The organism is Bacillus sp. RO2 (assembly GCF_012911845.1).
Lineage (GTDB): Bacteria > Bacillota > Bacilli > Bacillales > Bacillaceae_I > Sutcliffiella_A.
Map to the genome: position 1 here is coordinate 39,299 of NZ_JAAXCU010000025.1, position 21,124 is coordinate 60,422.

Here is a 21,124-nt window from a genome sequence, read left to right on the forward strand (position 1 = left end):
TGGAAGGCGGCACCTTTTCCTGTTTTAATTCGCTTTTTTCTTTACTTTCACTTGCTTGATAACATTGTCCTCCATCTTCAATATATTAAAATGAAGGTGATGATATTCAAGCGATTCGCCCTCTGAAGGAATATGCCCCAGTTCTTTGAAAAGAAACCCGGCAATCGTGTCCTCTTCTTCAGGGACTTTTGTTTTAAACACTTCATTAAAGCGTCTGATGGCAAGTTTCCCATGACAGATGATTTGGGTTTCCGTTAATTCTTCAATAAGAATTTCACCAGATTCATCCGTCTCATCCTCAATTTCTTGTCCGATCATGGCTTCAATAATATCCTCATGGCTGATGATTCCTGTCGTCCCTCCGTATTCATCAATGACAATCGCCATATGTTTCTTCTCTTTAAGCATCATCTTAAATACTTTCTCAATGGAAGTGGATTCAGCTACAAACAATGGGCTCGTGTCCATAAGGTCCTTAATTTCTAAGTCGGGATTTAAAGACCAATTCAATAAAAATTTCGCATGAAACACCCCAACGATATTATCCATATTGTCTTTATAAACCGGATAACGGGTATAACTGCTTTCCATCACAAAGTTTCTTGCGTCTTCAAACGTTACATCACAAGGTAATCCGTGAATTTCAATCCTCGGAGTCTTCAATGCATCACGCACATCTTTCGTGTAAAAATCGATGGCACCGATGATATGCTGTGATTCTTCCTCGTAAAATGTACCCTCTGTCCGGCCGATATCTACCATCGTTTTAAGCTCTTCTTTAGAAAGGGTCGCTTCTTGGACCATTCCTCTTGATAGAAGGCGGATGATAAAATTAGTCAGGATGGAAAGTAAAAAAATAAGAGGCTTTAAAACAAAAAGAAGAATAGAAATAACAGGTGCTACAATGAAAGCTACTTTATTTGCGAAAGTAGCGGCAATGGATTTTGGCACCACCTCAGCGCAAATAATCAGCACTACAGTCAGAACGGCTGTCGCCACTCCAACGTTCCATTCATAATTAATGGCAATTAGCGTTACAAGTGTTGGCAGCATAATGTTAGCAATGTTATTCCCTATCAGAATAGCTGTAATAAACTGATCAGGGCGCTCAATCAGTTTCAGCAGTTTTTGAGCAGCCAAATCGCCGTTCTCTGCTCGAATTTGGATTTTCATCCTGTTAACAGCTGTCAGCGCCGTTTCGCTACCCGACAAGAAAAAGGACATAAACAAGAAAAAAGCAATCGCAATAAACAAAGTATGTATTCCTCCTAAAATCAGTTAGTTCTAATTTCCCCTTTTTATGTTTCCGCATGCATTATCCATAATTTTATGGATTGACCTTTATGTTTTTCTCTAATATGCTTTATAGGTTATTCTATTATTAAACATATCCATAATTTAAATAATAATATAAACAATCTAAAAAGAAAAAGTTTAAGTAGAGATAGGAGAGAAAACAGTGGAAAAAGACTATAAACCTCAGTTAGATACCACGCTGATTTTTCTTATGGGGATTATGGTAGTAGCAAGTCTTTTTGCCTTGAAGAGCGTAGAACCCACATTACCGCCAGTGTTGCAGAATATAAATTTTATGCAAAAGCAATTAATGTGGTTTGTAGTCGGAGCGATCGGGATTGGCGTATCGTTGTTAATACATTTTGACTACTTGCGAAATCTGGCTTGGATTACATACGGCATAGGAGTTGTGCTGTTACTTGGGCTGGAGTTTAACGTCCCGTCTTCCCTTGTCAGCACCATCAAAGGGGCAACAAGTTGGTACACACTACCGGGCCTTGGTAATATCCAACCATCCGAATTAATGAAAATATCCATCATTTTAGTCTTAAGTAAAATTATAGCTGATCATCGTGCACAGTATGAGATAGCGACCTTGCGCGACAGTTATTTGTTACTTGGGAAAATAATTGCGGCTTCCAGTATCCCATTATTCCTTGTAGCAAAACAGCCAGATATGGGGACAACGCTTGTGTATTGTGCCATCATTGCAGCGATGATCCTTGTTTCCGGAATCAAATGGAGCATAATTCTCTCGCTAGTCGGTGCAGCGCTGGGATTCATTGCATTATTTCTATATATTTTCATAGCACATCCAACGTTTTTCCATACGTACCTAATCCCTGAATATCAATTAGACCGCTTCTACGGCTGGTTGAATCCCTATGAATATCAGGACGTACAAGGCTTTCAGCTCGTAAGGTCCCTACTTGCCATAGGGTCAGGGGAGTACACAGGTTCAGGATATGGCCAGATGAATGTCTACCTGCCTGAAGCACACACAGACTTTATCTTTGCCGCCATTGCCAGTCAGTTCGGCTTTATGGGCGCGACGGTTGTCATCTCGTTATTCTTTTTCTTAATCTATAAAATCACCTTTATCGCTATGGAGTGCCATGATACGTATGGTACTTACCTTTGCGCAGGAGTTATCGGCATGCTGACTTTCCAAGTATTTCAGAACATTGGCATGACGATAGGTCTGCTTCCTATTACAGGAATTCCGCTACCGTTTTTCAGCTACGGAGGGAGTTCGCTTCTGACGTATATGATCGCAGTCGGGATCGTGTTGAATGTGCAGATGAGGACTCGGAAGTATTTTTTTGAATGATTGGATTTGGATCCCTTACCGCTTGGAGTGGTAGGGGATTTTTTATAAGTTAAAGCATAGAAAAATCCGTTGATTTCCGTTACAGGCGCTTCGCTTGCCTGCGGGCGGTCCGTGAGCCTCCTCACTGCGTTGCGGGGTCTCACCTGTCCCTTCCTCCCGCGGGCGTCTGCGCGCCTTCCACTTCAATCAACTAGAAAATCACATTCACTTAAGGGCTAACAAGAGCAATTAACCAATCAGAAAAAGTTTATTGGATATAGATGGGTCGGGCTTTTTTTGTCCAGTTTTTTAAATGATAAAATTAATCTGTAACAAAACAACAACTCAATCGACTATTAGATAAAGATGTGCAAGGGGGAATCTATTTGGGGGAGAACAGGGAGGCATTTATCCGTGAAGTGTATCAACCATATCATCAAGATGTGTATCAATACTGCCTTTATTTTACCAATAATATAGAAGAGGCAAAGGACCTCACACAGGAAACGTTTGTGAAGGCGTTACATAGTATAGGTAGTTTTCAGGGTAAGTCCAGTACAAGAACGTGGATTATTTCGATTGCTAGGAACACGACAATCGATTTTTATAGGAAGAGAAAGTTTCAACGGTTATTGCCTGAGAAGTGGCGCAGGGTTCAGCCAGGTGGGGGAATGTCCCCATCAGATTTGGCAGATAAAGGAGCAGAATGGGAAGTATTGCAGCAAGCTTTAAATAGCTTGAAGAAGGACTATCGGCAGGTCGTCATATTACGTGCTTTAAAGGATTTTTCGGTAAGGGAGACCGCAGAGATACTCGGATGGACAGAATCTAAGGTAAGAGTGACCTACCATCGGGCACTCCAGAAAATGAAACAATCCATTGGCCTTGATACGGAAGGTGTGATATTTTATGAAAAATAATACAGAATGGTTGGAACCATTGAAGAATCGACCTGATTTGTTGATGGATGAAGAGACGTGCGAGCGGTTGGAAATTGAATTGAGAGGTATGAATAGAGATAAGAAAAGAGTGAGGTTATGGATACCCTCTGTAGCTGTTTCTGCAGTTATTGCGATGATACTGTTTGTGGGAGTACAAAATTTCTTTCCCGGTGGTAACAATGATGGCTTATCCGCGGAGATGAGGGAAACACTTAATGTGTTCCATGAAATGGGAGAACCAGCCTATTACTTTACCGTCTTGCCTTTTGAGCCTGAAAAGGTTTTTGCTACAGAAGTCCCGTTGAGTTTTACTAGAAGTGTGGAATTAAAATATGTTGGAAAGGAAGCAGAAAATGAGCTGATTTCTATTAACATCTATTTTGACATGCAAGATGGGTTTGATTTCGATTCAATCGATTATCGAAAAAGTTTTGAAACCTTAAACGGTGATAGAATTGATTACTCCGTTAAACAGTCTAGGCCGGACCTTCAGGCGATATTTTGGATGCAAGATGGTGTAACATTTCAAGTGATGAACATGCATGATCCACTCACGAAAGCTGAAATTGAAGAACTCATCAACTCCATGAAAAAGTATGAATGATACGGGTTGTCTGATATATAATGGGAAGTAGAGAATAGAAACGGGGGTTCGAAAATGTATATATTTGGTTTAGTTTTATTTGCGGTTAGCTTTGGCCTGATCGGATTCGGTGTGTTCACGACGCTTGTGAGGTCTGAAAAGAAAAAAGGTCGCATTTCGCTTGTTGTGGGTACCCTATTCCTCATTACGACATTTGTGATGTATACGTATTTCCCTTCAGCATCCGGTGAGGATCAAATTACAGTGGAGAGTGTGGCAGTGACGGAGGGTGAGGACGGCGCTTATCGTTGTTCGGTTACCGAGACGGATTATAATGGGTTGACTTATCATTATGAAGCGGCGAGCGAAGAGGATGCAGAAGCATTCTGTGGCCAGTTTGAGGAAGGAAAAGAGTATACGATTTCTTTTGAATATGATTTGGATACTGAGGAGTATACCTTGGTGGAGTTGGTAGGTCAGGAGTAATGATGAACACCTAAGGATGCGGTAGTTGCTGCACTTAGGTGTTTTTTTTAAAAGTGGGTTTTTGAAAACTAGGTTTTAAGGTTTTAGGTTTTAGATTTGAATTGGAGGGAGGACCAAATGTCCGAAGATTTTCTGATTTTGACCGAAGATTTTTCGAAGTTGACCGAAGTTTTGGCAAAAGTGAACGAAGATTTCGTTATTTTGACCGAACGAATTTTTGGGTTGTCCAAAGGTGTTGAAAAGTTGACCGAACAGATACCCGTAATTGACCGAACCCCTTAAGAATTAAGGAAGAATTTGTCCGAACCGAGGGAAGAAATGACCGAACGCTTTTTAGACGTATCATAACGTGTGATTTTTGGGCTATTTTCACAAAAATCATCGTGATTTTAATAGCCACTTGAAATAATTACCCCCAATCCAACCCCAATTACCTAAACCCACTTTTAATCTGACCAAAATCAATGATAAATGAGCTGGACTTTAGGATATCATTGTAAAATATAGAGAATATCCTAAAGATTTCAAAGCTGCATTTAAACGTGTGACTCTGCTTGTATCCAGCTCAAAATTGCTCTAGACACAAGCAAAACAAAATTCCTTATTGACCTTGTGGTGCACCACACAGTTTAAACTGAACAAAGGAGGGCAAATAATGTACAAAGTAAGCGAATTTTCCGAGATGACTGGCCTTAGCAAGGAAACTCTGCGCTATTATGCGGAAGTGAAGCTGATGGAGCCCGCCTATATCGATCCGAAAAATAATTACCGGTATTACGATGATGGCAGTTATTTTCTTGCAGTGCTTTTAATGAAACTTAGGAGCTTCGGGTTCACCATCCAAGAGATGATTTCGGTAATGGAAGATGAATCATTTGCACACCTTGAGGACTTACTCATTCAAAAGAAAGAGGCCATCAATCTTCAAATAGAAGAGTTGCAACAAAAAACAGAAGAAATCGATGCCTTTTTGGCGTCAGGAATGGAGGAAGAACAATGATTCAGTGGCAAGAAGAACGAGTGATACCTGCCAATATTGAAAAAGTATGGGAGCTGTTTTTTGATAAAAATATCAAGAGAACCATGCCGAAAGTGGAGGAGCACACGCTGATAGAAAAAACAGAAACCGAGGTCGGCGCGAAACATCAACAGAAATACCGAGAGGGCAAACGGGTAGAAACGTATATCGTGGAGACCTTGGCTTATGAGGACAAGCCCGACAGGAAACATAAACAAATAGCGTTTGTACTGGGTAAGGCATTCGAAATCAATTTGTCTTTTACGCTGGAAAAGGTAGATGAGACGCATACACGATTCATTTATGCTGGACACAATAAAGGTGTCAATTTTGTAGGGCGGGCGATGTTGAAGCTTGGCAGCGAGAAGAGCAACAACAAAGTTGTGCAGGAGTACATGGACCGTGTAGAAGCGGAAGCGCTGAAATAGAAAGGGAGCTGACGCAATATAAAATGCGCAGCTCCCTGGTTTTATTTTGGAGAGGTGGTGGATGCTCTCTTTAGCTCGAAGAATAAATATCCCCCAATTAATGCATACATGACAAGGCTTGAAATCCACAACTGGTTGCCTTCCGATAAGTCTGTAAAACCGATTAAGTATTCGGGAACGATATAGAAGACCGGCAGAACGATGGAAACAATCGTTTTACTCCAAATAGAAATCCCAATTAGAAACGAGATGGCCATACTCGCGACAATCAGATTTCCATAATAGCCGAGCAATATTATCGGTGACTCTATATAATTAGGCAGAAACATCAATCCTGCAAACAATGCAATGGATATAAAGCTGACTAAGTACAAGAAAAAGAATTCTTTAGCCTTGGTGAAGTTATTACTGGAAATATGTCGGAATGTCCACATGTAAGCAAGAAGCAGAAGGATGCAAACTAGCGGATAACCAATCAGCTCCACCAGTGAGTATTGAAACCCGCCAAATACGATGTCCTTTAAGACAATTCCAGAAAATGCTCCAAGTATGATGATGGGAACATATTTAGCCCAGCCTCGTACATCAAAGGGCATTTCACCAGAGATCTGCTCCATGTATTCTTTCGGAGAGGTACCGATGATATGTTCCACACTTTTATTTTCTTTTTCCGCTTCGTATAAATGGACTTCTAACTCATCGGTTATTTCATCAATTTCATTCGTCTTTTTACCGCAGGAAAATAGGTAAACACGTAGATTTTCTATGAATGTTTGGCTCTTTTTGGATAATGGTAATTGGTTCATTTAGGTTGCTCCTTTCGGTTAATGGGTTTGGTATGCGCGCTGAATCAATTTTCCTGTGGCAAGTAGAATAAGCGCGATAATAAGGTAAATCCACCATTCTATCAAAATGGTCGGTCCAAAATCAGGCATAAGCCAGGAGAACAATAATATCAACGCGAAGGAACCACCACCAAAAATCCCCGCTTTAAGATAGGCGCGTTTTGCTGCTTTCTTTTCACTGAAAAGGCTGGAACGAATTAATGTGAAGATTACTTTCACTCCTAGAGCGGAAACACCTAGTACAGCTAAAGCTAATACTATTAAATTTCCTATAGGAGAAGGTGCTTTTATCTCAGTAAATAAAGGAAGTATCAAGTGAACAACGGATAGTACGAGAGCGAACCATCCTAAGGAATTACTGACCTGGGTACTGATGAAAGGAATGACATCCCTTTTTTTATCTTTAGGCAGCCCTTCAATCAGTTCATCTGCATAAGCTTTGGGGTCTGATCCTAGCAGTTCCGTTCCAGATCGCCCCTCATGTTGAGCTTCTAACATATGGTCGAGGAGGTCCATTAATAATTCCTCGCTTTCATGTTCCGCCACTCTTAAATCCGTACGGATATATAAGAGAAAATCCTCATACAACCCCAAATTATCATCACTCAACAGCTTTCGTTTTTCATTATTCTCTTCAATCAATCTTTTCGTATCTCTCATCCGTTTTCCCCTCTTTGCAATAATTGACTTACTGGACCTGCAATCAGCATCCATTCGCTTGAGATCCGTTCAAGCTCTTCTTTTCCGGCTTCGGTTAGAAAATAATACTTTCTATTCGGACCGGATGCAGAAGGGCGCATTTCCCCTATGATGAATCCATTTTTTTGAAGTCGGAGCAGGACCGGATAAATGGTGCCTTCACTGATGTCCGGTAACCCGACTTTTTGCAGCTGCTGGGAAAGTTCGTACCCATAGACTGCTTTCTCCTCAACAATTGCCATCACGCAGGCATCGAGGATTCCTTTTAATAGCTGGCTTCTTGCTGCCATGTGTTCACCTACTTTGGTTGTGGTAAAAGGTAATTTACGTTAGGTATCTTGTATAACAAGGTACCAGGTCGAAGTGGGGTGCTATCTTGTATTACATAATACCCTCATTATATGCGTAGCTATCTTGTAATGCAAGGTATATTTGGAAAAATTTTAAAGGACTCTCTGCAATTGATGTAGAATTTTAAAACAGAAGGAGTGGATTACAATGACCATACAAACTAGCACCATCCATACATATGAAGAAGCTGTTGCCGTGATTAAAGAAGTGGGGTTGCTTCCCCTTGCACCGTTATTTGACGATTACCCATCGCTTGGAGGTATGACGCCAAAAGAGGCATGGCATTCCGACACAGAGCAAGATCCGTGGATTTGGAGGACTCGATTTGCTGCAGATGGGGTGGCGGCTTATGGAAAATTCATGAAGAAAAAAGCGGTGTTCATCTCAAAGGACTTACTTCCGCTAATGCTTGCTGCACTTGCAGGTCAAGAAACCGTTGAGAAGCGATATGAAAAAGGAGAAGTATCCCGTGAAGCTTTATCCCTTTTTAGCCTCATTTCAGAGAACCAGGGAATTGATACGAGAGTACTGCGAGCAAAAGCTGGAATGAAGGAAAAAGAAAAGAAGAAAGCATTCGATCAAGCATTACTGGAGCTGCAAGGCAATCTAGATATTGTGGTATCGGGGACAAAAGAAAAGCAGGACGAAAATGGTGAGAAGAATGGTTGGAGCAGTACGTCCTATGAAACGATGAAGCATTGGTGTGATAGAAATCATATGGAACAGACCAACTTGAACAAGGAAGAAGCAACAGCCAAACTAATAAACCATTTTGAAAGCTTTTCATCGGGAACGGCGATGAAAAAGCTGAAAAAAATCTTTTAGTCAAACGTTTGTTCAAGACGAAAATGATGCGATTCATTGAACAACAAGATCTTACATAAAATAAAGGCGGGAATGTTTTATGAGTAGCAGGGTTAGTTTACTTTGGATAAAACTTTGTTTTGTATGCTCGATTCTGTTCATCATGCCAATCTACTATTCTTTAACAGGCACGCTGTTGGCTGCCTATCTTTTGGCTGCGGGAATGTATTTGGGGCTTTATTTTTCCATGCCAATTTGGAAGGGAAAATGGGTGGTATATACATTGGCGAGTGTGGCCGTGGTGATGGTGCAACACTTTATTCTGACACCGTTTGATGTGTTGCCTTGGCTGTTGGTCTATTTTTTATTGCTGGATGGAATGCAATCATCTGCTACCAAACAAACAGTTTTCACAACAATGGCTGTTCTTCTACCAGTTATGTTCTCTCTTAGTGTTCTGGCTGTTTCTGATCTATTTTTCTATCATCTATTTCTTTTCATCATGTTGATTGGGGTGGGGGCACTTATTCATCGATACTACCGTGATAATGAGAAGTTTGATAGAGAGTGGAAAAGCTTGTTAGTGGAGTATCGTGTGTTAAAAAGGCAGGTTCTTGAAAATGAGGAGGTTGCCAGGGTAGAGGAGCGGAACCGAATTGCACGGGATATTCATGATTCTGTTGGGCACCAGCTTACGGCGCTGATGATGCAACTGGCAGTGGCGGAGCAGGCAGCAGGGGAAGAAAAGGTTGCCTCCATTGTGAAGCAGTCTAAGCAGCTGGCCCGGGAAAGCTTGGATGGGATGCGAAAAGCAGTGAAAGCTTTGCAGGGAGAAGAGGAACAGGGAATCGCAGCTGTCATTCATTTGATCAGAAAGTTAGAAGCGGAAAGTCAAATGAGGGTACAGTTGACGACTAAGACGGGCGTGCTATCACAGCCCTTAAGCAACGAGCATAATATTGCCTTGTACCGGTTTGTGCAAGAGGGAATTACGAATGCGATGAGGCACGGTAGTTCAAAGGAAATTTCCATAACACTTGAGATTATCGGAGAACACAGTTTTCAGGTGAAAGTGGAAAATAAAGCGGAGGTTTCAAGGCACGTGGAAGAAGGATTTGGATTACAGAATATGCGAAAGCGTATGGAAGGTCTGAACGGCCGGATGGAGAAGGAAGTCACCGAGGGTTATTTTACAGTGAAGGGAATTTTTCCTTTGAAGGGAGTTACATATTAAGTGATTAATATATTGCTAGCTGAGGACCAGGCGTTGGTTCGGCAAGGGATAAAAATGATGATTGAGCAGCATCCTTCGTTTCGGGTTGTGGCTGAGGTCTCAAACGGGAAGGAAGCAGTGGAGGCATACGAGAAGCATCTGGTGGACTTGGTATTGATGGATGTACGGATGCCCGTCATGACGGGGATTGAAGCGACAAAGATCATCAGGCAGCGCGACCCGAAAGCCAAAGTGCTAATACTCACAACTTTTGCAGATGATGAATATGCGATGGAGGCGTTGAAACTTGGTGCACTGGGTTATCTTTTGAAGGATGCCGATGCGGCGAGCCTTTTGTCCTCGATTGAAAGCTGCTTGAATGGAGGAATTTCCATCGATGCTTCTGTAGCGGGTAAGGTGGTGCCACGGTTGATTAACCGGACTCCGGAATCCTCTTGTGTGGAGATGGTTGAGTTGACCAGTCGGGAGAGGTCCATTTTACAGCTTGTCGGGGACGGGAAAAATAATCAGGAGATTGCAGAAACCTTGCATCTCTCTATTGGCACGGTGAAGAATCATGTGACGGTTATTTTACAAAAGCTTGCGCTAAGGGACCGCACGCAACTTGCGATCTTTGCGATTCGGAATGGGGTTGTGTAGGCGGGCGTTATAGTTGTTTTCCAATATCATCCACCTGTAGACCTGAGGGGCATTAAAAATGTAGCGTTCGGTCAAATAGAGGGGTTCTATACGCCCGAAGCGGAAGTGAAACTGGTGGTTCGGTCAAATAGAGGGGTTCTATACGCCCGAAGCGGAAGTGAAACTGGTAGTTCGGTCAAATAGAGGGGTTCTATACGCCCGAAGCGGAAATAAACCTACACGTTCAGTCTAATAGAGCACTTCATACAGGCCTATCAGAAAGCACTCGCTCGCAAAAACACCTAATGTGACCCCGAGCCAATAAAAGGAGGAAGATAAATGGATCCAAACCAATATGATTTGCATATGAAAACACGACTTGAACGGATAAAGCAACGAGTCAAGGGTAAGAAGTCCGGAACCTATTCAAATGCTGAATGGAGTGGATGGGTGCAACAAATAGAGAACGAGAGAGGGCTACGGATGATGAATGCCATTCTTTTTCTCTTGCTGTCTACATCCTTCTTTTTAGGATCTACTCCGTTAATTTTCCTTTTTTTCGCTATATTAACTTATATGTGGGGGAACTTTTACTATCTCACCCATGTGGCCAAAAAGCTTGAGATTCACATACTGGAAGAGAAGTTGAAGCTGTTCACTGAAGATGAGGGGATGTTAAGACTTAGGATTACTCACAACAGTTTGCTTCCGATATTTTTCGGAAAGCTTAGATTGGGAACGGACAAAAACATACTTTTTCAACATGGGGAAGAGCAAATACATATGAACCAGTTACATTTTAACTTTCACCAGGTTGGGCGGAGTCAATGGGAGGTCGTACTTCCTTTCACGGCTGTGAAAAGAGGCGTGGCCCAGCTCCACCTGTTTGACATGGAAATTGATTCTTTCTTTGGATGGGGAAAAGTATACCTTCAGACAAGAGACAAAATGCAGTTTGAGGTCATGGTTTATCCGAGAAAGAGAAGGTAGCGGGGCTTGAAAAAATCTTTCCAAAGAAGCAAGGAGAGCAGCCGAGTAGAAGTTCCCTGTTTGAAGAGAAAAGTAGAGTGCTTGGTACAAGGGATTATGTGCCTGGTGATCCTTTCGGAAACATTCATTGGAAGGCCACGGCTAGAATGAACAGCCTGCAGTCCAAGGTGTACGATCGGACCACCCAACTGTCGTGGCTTTTTGTCATCGATATCAGTACCAGCAACTTTGAGGACAAAATGCGGGGCATTGCATTTCTCCTACACTATGCGACGAAGCACAACATTTCCTTCTCCATTCTGGTGAATATTAAGAAACTCGGGAATCCATCGTATATTGTAATGAATTCAGGGGAGGGCAAGCAACAACTGTACGCAGGAATGATGCTTTTAGCTCGGATCAAGGTGGAGAACGTAATGATTCCATCCATGACGTTTGGACAGATTCTACACCATCATGCAGTTAGGCATCCTTATGTGATTGCATGTGCCGAGCGAGTGGTGATGGAGAATTGGAATTTACCGGTTTCCACAGATGGATTTGTTTTAGAGAATGTCGGTAGGGGATTGAAGTTGGAGAGGTTGCGGCAGGGTAGGAAACACCAGGGCACTTTAATGAAGCATGCGTAAAGCTCGAAAATCCATTCGGGCTTTTTTTGCGTCCAAAGGCCCCGACCACAAAAGTGACCAAAGTCACCCCGCCCTTTACAAACTAATGACCTTCTTCAGGTTAATTTCCCCCAAGCCGATAGTATAGTAGAAGTAACAAAGGGGGCCAAGAACATGCTAGAAGCCATTCAACTAACAAAAATATTCAAAAACACGCAAGCCGTTAAAGGCGTCAATTTATATTTGGAGAAAGGAGAGACAGTGGGGCTGCTTGGGCCTAACGGAGCCGGCAAATCCACCACTATCTCCATGCTTTCCTCCCTCGTTCAGCCGACAAGCGGGGACGTACTTCTTAAAGGAGAAAGTGTCAAAGAGCAACCGCAGCATTTAAGAGAAATTCTCGGTGTCGTTCCGCAGGAGATCGCGGTATTTCCGGAACTAACTGCCTATGAAAATATGAGCTTTTTCGGAAAGATTTACAAACTGCCAAAAAGTGAGCTTAAGCAGCGTATTGAAGAAGTCCTAACGTTAGTCGGTCTCGAGCAACGTCAAAAAGAACCCGTCAAGCAATATTCAGGAGGGATGAAGCGCCGTCTTAATATTGCGGTTGCCTTACTCCACCAGCCGGAAATCCTCATTATGGATGAACCTACTGTCGGTATCGATCCACAATCAAGGAATTACATCCTCGAAACGGTGAAAAAGCTGAACGAAGAAAAAGGGATTACGGTTCTCTACACAAGTCACTACATGGAGGAAGTGGAGTTTCTTTGTCAGAGGCTCTATATCATGGACCGCGGTGAAGTGATCGCTTCTGGGACAAAGGATGAAGTGAAGAATATCCTTTCCTCCGAGCATACCATTGAGGTCGAAGTGGAAAAGGTCAATCCGGCATTCATTGAAAAGTTGGAGTCCATCCCGGCCATATCATCCGTAACCACCTTGGATAAGAAAATCATCCTGTTGGCTCCAAAGAATATCAACCTTTTAGAAGAGGTCTTTGATGCAGCCAAACAAACAGACAGTCCGCTAAAAGGAATACAAATTAAAGCGCCGACACTTGAGGATGTCTTTTTGCATCTGACAGGTCGCAAGCTTCGAGATTAGGGGGGCGTCAATGTGTTAAGTGCATTTATTAAAAAAGACCTCCTTCACTTGCTACGAGATAAAAAAGAAGTCTTGATATTACTTGCGATGCCGTTTGTGTTAATTACAATCCTTGGTTTTGCCTTAGGAAGCAACTCTAGTGAAGAAATCACCCTTAATGCGCAAGTAGCGGTGGTGGACCAAGGAAATCTCCAAACAGATTTAGAAAAGTTCAATGAATGGATGCTGTCAGAAAACATTCCTGACCAAGCCAGAACGCAGATTTTAGAAGCGGCAGAACAGACTTCCTTACCGGAGTTGCTCGTAGATACTGTAATGAAAGAGGAGCTTCAAGATTTGATAAAAGTAAAAGAAGAAACAGACCTGGAGGCGACTCTGACTAATGACGAATTCGCTGGGGTCTTGCAATTTCCGGAAGGACTTCGCGTTGAAACATGGAAAGGACAATTCTTCAATCAGGAAACTACGAAAGAACTACAGCTCTACCTAAATGAAGATAAGGGACTGGAAGCTAGTGTCATCTCAGATGTGGTCGAGAACTTTACAAATCAGATGCGGCTGCAAACGGTGTTGACGCGGGAGGCGCAACAAACCAACCAGGCTCCACCTGAATTTGAGGCAGTAGCCCAGGTCACAGGTGAAACTGTAACAGTGGATGGCAAGGTGCCGGTGGATTCCTTTGGTTATTTTGCAATAGGAATGAGTACGATGTTTGCTTTATATGTCGTGTCATTCGTCGCTGGCTATGCTTATTACGAAAAAGCGACCTTTGTGTACGACCGAATCCTGCTCACCAATACAAATCCCTGGATGTACGCGTCTAGCAAGTGGTTTTCCGGCGTGTTGATTTGCTTTCTACAATTGTGTGCGTTATATGGGTTGGCAGCGATTATCTACCAGGTAATCTGGTCGGATATTCTTGCTTTCCTCGCAATCACACTATTCTTCAGCTTTGTGGTAGGCTCGATGGCAGTGCTGATCACCGCTTTGAATTACCGTTTTGAAACACAACGGGTATCCACGATGTTTTCGGGATTCCTAGTCAGTGTGTTTGCTTTCTTGGGTGGAAGCTTTGTCCCTTGGAATGAGGTGTCGGACACGATGGTTACTATTGCTTCCTTCACGCCAAACGGTGCAGCCCTGCAAGGCTATTTAAAAATATTAAGTGGCGGAGAGCTGTCGCAAGTTACCAGTAATCTTTTCCGCCTTGCCGTGGTGAGTATTGCCCTCCTCCTGATAGCCATTCCTATTTTTCCGAAAAGGAGGTTGATTTAAATGATGGCAATCCTAATCAACCATTTTCAATATTTGAGAAGACAGCCATATGCTGTTATTGGCATGATCGTTCTAACATTTGTTTTTGCGCTAGCACTTGGACAGGTAAATCACGCGGAACCGGTTGAGCTCCCGGTATTTTCAACCACCCTTTCTGAGACGGAACAAGCAGAACTGATTCAGGCTCTGAATTCCAAAGCTGAGAATACCATCTTTGTATCAGAAAAAGAATCTGCCGTGAAGGATAAACTCGAAAAAGGCACCATCGACATGGGGCTAGAATTGGAGCAGGGTAGCTACAAACTTTACCTTAGTGCCACCACTCCCAACACCACCTTAATACAGGCTCATGTTGCCAACGTGTTGCAGTCAGAGAGGACACTTTCCGACGCAGCGGAAAGACTCAACGCGTCAAAGGATGAATTGAGGGGAAAAGTAGATGAAAGCAGCGGTATGTTTGCTGTTTCGGAAAAATCATTCAAAGAGAGTGAATTCATCTATGATGCTTCTCTGCAGGCTTTGTTCGGGTTCTCACTTTTCTTTGTCATCTTCACTGTTACCTTTACGGTGAGTACTATTTTGGAGCAAAAGAGAAACGGGATGTGGAACCGCTTGATCTTGTCTCCATTGACAAAAGTACAGTTGTATCTGGGGCATGTAAGCTTTAGCTTTTTACTTGGATACGCGCAACTGGCATTAGTTTTCTCCTTTTTTCACTTCGTATTGGGAGTTGACCTAAGAGGTGGATATCCAATGATTCTTCTCGTAATTATTCCATTTCTGTTTGCAATCGTGTCACTTGGTATATTAATTAGTGCGGTTGCCACCAATCCAAGGCAGTTGGATGCGGTCATTCCGTTGATATCAGTGAGTATGGCCATGATTGGGGGCGCATACTGGCCACTGGAAATCGTTCAGTCTGAGGTTTTGCTAACCTTGTCCAAACTAATTCCGATGACTTACGGGATGGAGATGCTAAAAGGTGCAACAATCTTGGATTGGTCTTTCTCTCAATTTTTGCTGCCTTCTTCCGTTTTATTTTGCATGGGTGTCCTCTTTATGGGAATTGGATTAAACCTGATGGAGCGGAAAGCAACGGTGTGAATTTTCTAGTAAGTGTGTAAAGATATCTTTACACACTTACTTTTTTTGTATATAGTGAGTGTAAAGATATCTTTACCTTTTATGGAGGGAACGCCAGTGGCAGTGATCAATCATATTAAAGAGATTCGACAGAAGCGAGGAATCACTCAAATCAAAATGGCCGAAGACCTGCAAATCACCAGGCAAACGGTGAATGCCATAGAAAAAAATAAGTATAACCCAAGCTTAGAATTAGCCCTCAAGCTAATTGCCTATTTTGAAGTCCCAATTGAGGAGATGTTTTATCTAGAAGAGAATAAAAAGGGGGAATAGGAGATGAAGAATAATAAGAAATGGTTCTGGTTGACGTGGGGAGTTATCTTAATTTGCATGCAGATTGGTGGAGCTCTCGGGATATATTTAATTGGAAAGGATGAAGGGGTATTTGATTATAGCCTTCTACTGTCCATGTTTAGCGGTACCTTGGGAGGGCTTATTTTGGTACTTTTGTTCATGTATTTACGCAAAAAAAGGAAACGAAAATTACCGGAGTTCGATGAGCGCAGTTTATTATTGATGAAACGCTACTTCTTGGGAGCCCTGTATGTTGTGTTGATTGGGAGTGGAGCCGTTGTGGTGACACTTGTTTTCCTAGGGGTGGAAACGGTGGAAGTAGGAATGCTTGCTGTGTATCTTAGCATCTTATATGTCGTTGTTGGAATGGGGGCACTTGTGACGGCGAGGCTTTAACGGATGATTTTTCAAAAAATACTGACTTCTCCTTTGTTTCTTAACATTTAACATCGTATGTCGATAAAATATTTATCCGTTAAAAACAAAGGAGTCAAATATATGTTTACATCATTAAGAGGGAAACTGGTTTTTTCATTTTTATTACTAATATTTTTAATCATTGGTAGTGTAGGTGCTATTACTTATAGTCAAGCAAAGGCAAAAATAGAACAGGAAGTAGTTGCAACCGCGGAAGCTGCAATGGAAGACCTTGAAAAGACTATTGATATTTACCTAGATAACTATTCTAAAATACTTAATTCCTATGGGAGCACCTCACTAGTGGATAATTTTCTCGTAGATGGTTCTCCAACAAATGAGGCGTCAATGTTAGCTGGATTCGGTAAAGTAATAGAAAATTACCCGGACATGCAGGTGCTATACTTGGCAACCAAGGAAAAAGGATTTTATTCATCTCCAGACATGGAACTTCCATCTGATTTTGATCCGACTACGCGCACATGGTATGTGCAGGCCATGCAAAGTCCCGGTGAAGTCATCTATACCGATGTCTATAAAGACTCAAGTACTGGTGAACCAGTTATCACCTTGGCAAAAGCGGTAACGGGTGATGGAGTAGTGCAAGGAGTCCTTGCAACAGACATTAACATTACTGCGTTAGAAGAGCTAGTTGCACAGAAAGAATTAGGATATGGAGGATATAGCATCCTTTTGGACAATTATGGTGTGGCATTGGTGCATCCTACCTTGACCGGGGAGAACCTATTAGATCAAGACCTGCCATTTATAGATAACATCTATAAAGAGGAAGCTGAAGGAATCCAGCGATATACTTATGATAATTCAAAAAGAGTAATGGCTTTCAATACGATAGACGAAACTGGCTGGAAAATAGGCGGAGTTTTCTTAGAAAAAGACATGCTTCAATTAGCAAACGGTATCTTAAGAACAATCGTTATTGTAGGTTTGCTTGCTTTAGTAGTGGCAAGTATTTCGACCATTCTATTAGCGCGCTATATCACTAGCCCGATATTGAAGTTGAATTCAGAAGTCACAAAAGTGGCTGAAGGGGATCTGACCGGTGATATTGATGTGCATTCTAAAGACGAAATAGGTGTATTGGCAGCGTCCTTTAAAACAATGCTTGTTAACATGCGCGAGATGATCGGGACGGTGGCTGATTCTTCTCAAAAAGTGAAGGCATCTGTGGAAGACATGAGTGCCGTGACAGAAGAAGTTTCCGCAACAAGCGAAGAGATGAATCGAGCAATTGAGGAACTTTCAAAAGGTGCAGTCCAGCAGGCCACCGATTTAGAGGGAACAAGTTCCCGTACACAAAACCTGGCGGATAATATTGAGGATGTGTTATCCAAGCAAGATGACCTTCGGGTGCTGTCTGGGCAGATTATTTCTGCAAATGAAACGGGTCTTGGGAAGCTTGGTGTGTTGCAGGGGCATACAAATGAATCAACAGAAATTGTGATGAGCCTCAATGGGTTGATGACTCAGTTCACAGAGAAGATTAACAATATTGAAGAAATCACACATACCATAAACGAAATTTCCAACCAAACAAACCTGTTGGCGTTGAATGCAAGCATCGAAGCGGCACGCGCCGGTGAACATGGCCGTGGATTTGCGGTGGTGGCAACGGAAGTAAGAAAACTTGCCGAACAAACAGCGGACTCGACCCAGCACATTAAAGAGACCATTTCAAGCATTCAAGAAGAGTCCAAGGTGATTTTGGAAGAGATGGAGAGAACGAACAAAATCTCAAGCGAACAAAGCATTGCTGTAACGGAAACCGGCGAGTCATTCGGAGAAATCGCGACCAATATCCGCTCCATTATTGGATTCATTGAGAACATTATGACCAACATGAATGCCATGAATGAATCGAAGGAAGAAGTGCTTGCTTCTGTGCAGAGCATCTCCGCCATTGCCGAGCAGTCTGCTGCAGGTACTGAAGAAATTGCGGCATCCACAGACGAGCAAGTGAAAGCAATCAGCAGTATTGCTTATTCAGCCGAGGAACTGCTTGCGATGAGTGAGAATTTGAGTGAGCTGATAAAGAAGTTTAAATTGTAGGAGTTTTTGTGGGAACCCCGGCCGGGTGCGAGAGTAGATGGCCGGGGTTTTTTGAATTTTTTGCGAGGCATGCCCTGGTTGGAAGCTGGGATGTTGAGGTGGATCTTGCCTGCTGGTTGGCTATGCTGGGGGGCTTTCTTGATATATTGCTAGATTTCTTGATATATCTTGAAATTTATTGATATGTGGGTGAGTTTTCTTGATAAAATTCATTATTTCTTGATATATTCTTAGATTTCTTGATATCTACTTGGGTTAAGAGGGAATCTTAATATTCCGAGTAGCTATTCAGGCCACTTCACTCCCAAAACACCCAAACTTTCCCCAACCCCCATTCCATTCTCCTGGATTGCATCGAACGTTTTCCCTTAAGCAGCCTCTCTTTTTGCGTCAATGGATATATCCGTTTTACAACGGATAAAAAGATTTTACAATGGATATATCGAATTTACGATTGATATATTCATTTTACAATGGATAAATGGTCCGTTTGGATGGATATCCCGCTTTTTCCCGCAAATTCAGCTCCGTGACATAAGGCACAATCGATAAACCGCGCAAACTTAAGTAGTTTAAGTAAATTTACTCAACAAAAACCCACTAAAATACAATAATCATTACTATTTTCCCTACTTTCCACCCAACCCTTATAATTAGTGACCTCTTTACGAAATATCTCTGTGATTTCGACAAAATACTTCTAACGTAAGAATATATTGGTAGAAAACGAGGGGGATTACGGTGGAAAGTCAGAATATTAGGTCTCGTAAAGAGAGAATTGAGACGCAGAAAAGGATCAACAAGGGGAAAAGAGATAAAAAAATTGTTAGTTATGTCCTAGCGGGAACCCTTGCGGTTAGTGCGTTTATCACAGTTAATGCAAGAGGGGAAGTACTGGCGAATGAAGCGGTACACCAAGTAAAACCTGGGGATACGTTATTTTCACTAGCTCAAAAGTACGGAATTTCCATCAAGGAGATAAAAGACTTGAATGGTCTAAAGTCTGACATCATAAAAGTGGGCCAAATTTTGCAGCTGAGTGAATCTGGTACTAAAGAAGTGGGAGAAAACAAGAAATTAACCCATGAAGTGTCATCAGGAGATACATTATTTTCAATAGCGATGAAATATGGTCTTTCCGTCTCGGAACTTAAACAAGTAAATAACCTGAAAACGGACCTGATCAAAGTGGGACAGGTGCTGAAGGTTGGAACTAAAGCGACTTATTATAAAGTAATGGCAGGGGATACTCTCTTCTCTATTAGTGAAAAATTTAATGTAACGGTTGGTTCAATCCAAAAGGAGAATCACCTCACAACAGATACAATTCACATAGGGCAACAGTTAATCATCCCTCCTTCTAATCATGATGTGATGGAAAAGTCTCAGGAAAAAGTGACAAAGGCATTTTACACAGTAGCACCAGGAGAAATGTTGTGGGGCATCGCCAAAAAGTTTAATATGTCCTCACATAAAATTAAGAAAGATAACCACATGTCGACGGACATAGTGCTGATAGGGCAGGAATTAAAAATTCAAGCGGACGGAATGTTAAAAGCCAATGCTGTCATAACTGGAGTGGTAGATCGCAATTCAGTGGAGTTTTTGATAGAAGGTGAGAAGGAGCCGGTTGTCCTTAGGGTTGCCTATGGGACGGCACCTAATTATGATATTATCTCAGGTGCGGAGCTATCTATCATTTATAAAAAGGGGATTAGTCCTGTTTTAGTAGATCTTGTGTTTGCTAATGAGGAGTTTGGTTATTAGTATTTAGGAGGGGAGGATCACTTATGGTGGTCCTTTTCTTATGGTGCAGAGGAAAATAAAACAAAGGTATTTAACTTTTTATATAGAAATATTTACCTAAGAACGCAATAGAAAGCGGGTAATACCTAAGATGTTAAAGAGTAAGCCAGCCTTATATGTTTCTGTATCAATGATTGTCATCGCAATGATCATGTCTTTTCCATTTAAGCTAAATGCCCCTTATGGACCAGAGCGGACCTCTGTCCTATCGATTCCGACGAGAACAGTGGAAGGAACCGTATATGTCGGAGTGATAACCGTTTCCATTTTACTAATGGGAATAGTCTTCTTGGCGATAGCTTTAGAAAAATACCGTGCACGCGCCGTCATAATGACAGTTCTCCTCTTTGTGTTTGGTCCGTTAATGATTGCAGAAGCATACCAAACCACCTTTGCCACCGGCCTAGATGCGATTTCCTATGACAAAGAAAGAAGTACATGCTCCTATGAAGCCAAAAATGAAACAACCATGACAGTTCAATGTGAATTATATCTTCAAAATCATAGTAATGAGGATGTGTCACTCAAACTCACTTTCTATGAAGAAGAGTTTTTAAAAGGGCCTCAGTATATGAACAATGTAGGACCATTTGATGTAACCGTCCCAGATAAAAATGAAAATCCAATTATCTTGAAGCGAGAGCTAAAACTAGAAAAGGAGCAACCTTTTTCAGGGTCTGATAGTCACTTCAACGTCATATTGGAAGCCGAAGGAAAGAAACGTATTCTTTAGTCAAACGTTTGTTTAAAAAAGAATTCTCTAGCTACCAATAGAAACAAAACATCCATCAAACGTTTGTTT

At 42.0% G+C, this 21,124-nt stretch carries 24 protein-coding genes and 1 pseudogene; 21 read left to right on the top strand and 4 right to left on the bottom strand.

Features of this window, described 5'->3' with window-relative positions:
• Nucleotides 1-24 precede the first annotated feature (24 nt).
• Nucleotides 25-1,254 (bottom strand): hemolysin family protein, encoded by a 1,230-nt coding sequence (locus HF078_RS04795; protein WP_169290093.1) that lies wholly within the window; start codon nt 1,252-1,254, stop codon nt 25-27.
• Nucleotides 1,255-1,459: 205 nt separating this feature from the next.
• Here HF078_RS04795 and HF078_RS04800 point away from each other — a divergent pair, with 205 nt between their 5' ends.
• The 7 genes from HF078_RS04800 (at nt 1,460) to HF078_RS04830 (ending at nt 6,061) form a co-directional block, all read left to right on the top strand.
• Nucleotides 1,460-2,626 carry an FtsW/RodA/SpoVE family cell cycle protein gene (locus HF078_RS04800; RefSeq protein ID WP_082380896.1) on the top strand — a complete coding sequence of 389 codons (1,167 nt, stop codon included), beginning with the start codon at nt 1,460-1,462 and terminating at the stop codon, nt 2,624-2,626.
• Nucleotides 2,627-2,991: 365 nt separating this feature from the next.
• Complete coding sequence (locus tag HF078_RS04805; protein ID WP_169290095.1) at nt 2,992-3,525, top strand: RNA polymerase sigma factor; 534 nt, start codon at nt 2,992-2,994, stop codon at nt 3,523-3,525.
• A complete protein-coding gene (locus HF078_RS04810; protein WP_169290102.1) occupies nt 3,515-4,150 on the top strand; it encodes a hypothetical protein in 636 nt (211 codons plus the stop codon). The genes HF078_RS04805 and HF078_RS04810 overlap by 11 nt, the downstream gene beginning before the upstream one ends.
• 54 nt (nt 4,151-4,204) lie before the next feature.
• Nucleotides 4,205-4,615 (top strand): hypothetical protein, encoded by a 411-nt coding sequence (locus tag HF078_RS04815; protein ID WP_169290104.1) that lies wholly within the window; start codon nt 4,205-4,207, stop codon nt 4,613-4,615.
• 117 nt (nt 4,616-4,732) lie between these two features.
• Entirely contained in the window at nt 4,733-4,897 is a 165-nt protein-coding gene (locus HF078_RS04820; RefSeq protein ID WP_169290106.1) for a hypothetical protein, read from the top strand.
• Nucleotides 4,898-5,270: 373 nt separating this feature from the next.
• Nucleotides 5,271-5,615 (top strand): MerR family transcriptional regulator, encoded by a 345-nt coding sequence (locus HF078_RS04825; RefSeq protein ID WP_169290108.1) that lies wholly within the window; start codon nt 5,271-5,273, stop codon nt 5,613-5,615.
• On the top strand, nt 5,612-6,061 hold the full coding sequence (locus HF078_RS04830) for an SRPBCC family protein (RefSeq protein WP_169290109.1): 450 nt from the start codon (nt 5,612-5,614) through the stop codon (nt 6,059-6,061). Before HF078_RS04825 ends, HF078_RS04830 begins: the two co-directional genes overlap by 4 nt.
• 41 nt (nt 6,062-6,102) lie before the next feature.
• Here the strand turns inward: HF078_RS04830 and HF078_RS04835 are convergent, their stop codons facing one another.
• The 3 genes from HF078_RS04835 to HF078_RS04845 are packed head-to-tail and all read right to left on the bottom strand — an operon-like array spanning nt 6,103 to nt 7,895.
• Entirely contained in the window at nt 6,103-6,867 is a 765-nt protein-coding gene (locus HF078_RS04835; protein WP_169290110.1) for an HAAS domain-containing protein, read from the bottom strand.
• 18 nt (nt 6,868-6,885) lie between these two features.
• Nucleotides 6,886-7,566, bottom strand: coding sequence for a DUF1129 family protein (locus HF078_RS04840; protein WP_169290112.1), 681 nt, complete (start codon nt 7,564-7,566; stop codon nt 6,886-6,888).
• Nucleotides 7,563-7,895: a PadR family transcriptional regulator gene (locus tag HF078_RS04845; RefSeq protein WP_169290113.1), complete on the bottom strand. Its 333-nt coding sequence runs from the start codon at nt 7,893-7,895 to the stop codon at nt 7,563-7,565. Before HF078_RS04845 ends, HF078_RS04840 begins: the two co-directional genes overlap by 4 nt.
• A gap of 208 nt (nt 7,896-8,103) precedes the next feature.
• Here HF078_RS04845 and HF078_RS04850 point away from each other — a divergent pair, with 208 nt between their 5' ends.
• The 14 genes and pseudogenes from HF078_RS04850 (at nt 8,104) to HF078_RS04910 (ending at nt 21,055) form a co-directional block, all read left to right on the top strand.
• Nucleotides 8,104-8,781 carry an AlkZ-related protein gene (locus HF078_RS04850; protein WP_169290114.1) on the top strand — a complete coding sequence of 226 codons (678 nt, stop codon included), beginning with the start codon at nt 8,104-8,106 and terminating at the stop codon, nt 8,779-8,781.
• Between the two features lie 79 nt (nt 8,782-8,860).
• Nucleotides 8,861-9,994 (top strand): sensor histidine kinase, encoded by a 1,134-nt coding sequence (locus HF078_RS04855; protein ID WP_169290115.1) that lies wholly within the window; start codon nt 8,861-8,863, stop codon nt 9,992-9,994.
• Nucleotides 9,995-10,633 carry a response regulator gene (locus tag HF078_RS04860; RefSeq protein ID WP_169290116.1) on the top strand — a complete coding sequence of 213 codons (639 nt, stop codon included), beginning with the start codon at nt 9,995-9,997 and terminating at the stop codon, nt 10,631-10,633. It abuts the gene before it with no gap.
• 318 nt (nt 10,634-10,951) lie between these two features.
• Entirely contained in the window at nt 10,952-11,602 is a 651-nt protein-coding gene (locus HF078_RS04865; RefSeq protein ID WP_169290117.1) for a hypothetical protein, read from the top strand.
• Nucleotides 11,603-11,679: 77 nt separating this feature from the next.
• Nucleotides 11,680-12,231 (top strand): DUF58 domain-containing protein, encoded by a 552-nt coding sequence (locus HF078_RS04870; protein WP_169290118.1) that lies wholly within the window; start codon nt 11,680-11,682, stop codon nt 12,229-12,231.
• Between the two features lie 153 nt (nt 12,232-12,384).
• Nucleotides 12,385-13,317 (top strand): ABC transporter ATP-binding protein, encoded by a 933-nt coding sequence (locus tag HF078_RS04875; RefSeq protein WP_169290119.1) that lies wholly within the window; start codon nt 12,385-12,387, stop codon nt 13,315-13,317.
• A 12-nt stretch (nt 13,318-13,329) separates the two neighbouring features.
• On the top strand, nt 13,330-14,592 hold the full coding sequence (locus HF078_RS04880; protein ID WP_169290120.1) for an ABC transporter permease: 1,263 nt from the start codon (nt 13,330-13,332) through the stop codon (nt 14,590-14,592).
• Nucleotides 14,593-15,696, top strand: coding sequence for an ABC transporter permease (locus HF078_RS04885; RefSeq protein WP_169290121.1), 1,104 nt, complete (start codon nt 14,593-14,595; stop codon nt 15,694-15,696).
• Nucleotides 15,697-15,792: 96 nt separating this feature from the next.
• On the top strand, nt 15,793-16,008 hold the full coding sequence (locus HF078_RS04890; RefSeq protein ID WP_169290122.1) for a helix-turn-helix domain-containing protein: 216 nt from the start codon (nt 15,793-15,795) through the stop codon (nt 16,006-16,008).
• A gap of 3 nt (nt 16,009-16,011) precedes the next feature.
• Nucleotides 16,012-16,425: a hypothetical protein gene (locus HF078_RS04895; protein ID WP_169290123.1), complete on the top strand. Its 414-nt coding sequence runs from the start codon at nt 16,012-16,014 to the stop codon at nt 16,423-16,425.
• A 102-nt stretch (nt 16,426-16,527) separates the two neighbouring features.
• Nucleotides 16,528-17,574, top strand: a pseudogene (locus HF078_RS21245) (cache domain-containing protein); the annotation flags it as partial.
• A gap of 111 nt (nt 17,575-17,685) precedes the next feature.
• On the top strand, nt 17,686-18,516 hold the full coding sequence (locus HF078_RS21250; RefSeq protein ID WP_481747995.1) for a methyl-accepting chemotaxis protein: 831 nt from the start codon (nt 17,686-17,688) through the stop codon (nt 18,514-18,516).
• Nucleotides 18,517-19,257: 741 nt separating this feature from the next.
• The gene (locus HF078_RS04905) at nt 19,258-20,283 is read left to right on the top strand and encodes a LysM peptidoglycan-binding domain-containing protein (protein ID WP_169290125.1); all 1,026 of its coding nucleotides are present in this window, start codon (nt 19,258-19,260) and stop codon (nt 20,281-20,283) included.
• A 130-nt stretch (nt 20,284-20,413) separates the two neighbouring features.
• Nucleotides 20,414-21,055, top strand: a complete 642-nt coding sequence (locus HF078_RS04910) for a hypothetical protein (RefSeq protein ID WP_169290126.1) — start codon at nt 20,414-20,416, stop codon at nt 21,053-21,055.
• Nucleotides 21,056-21,124: the final 69 nt, after the last annotated feature.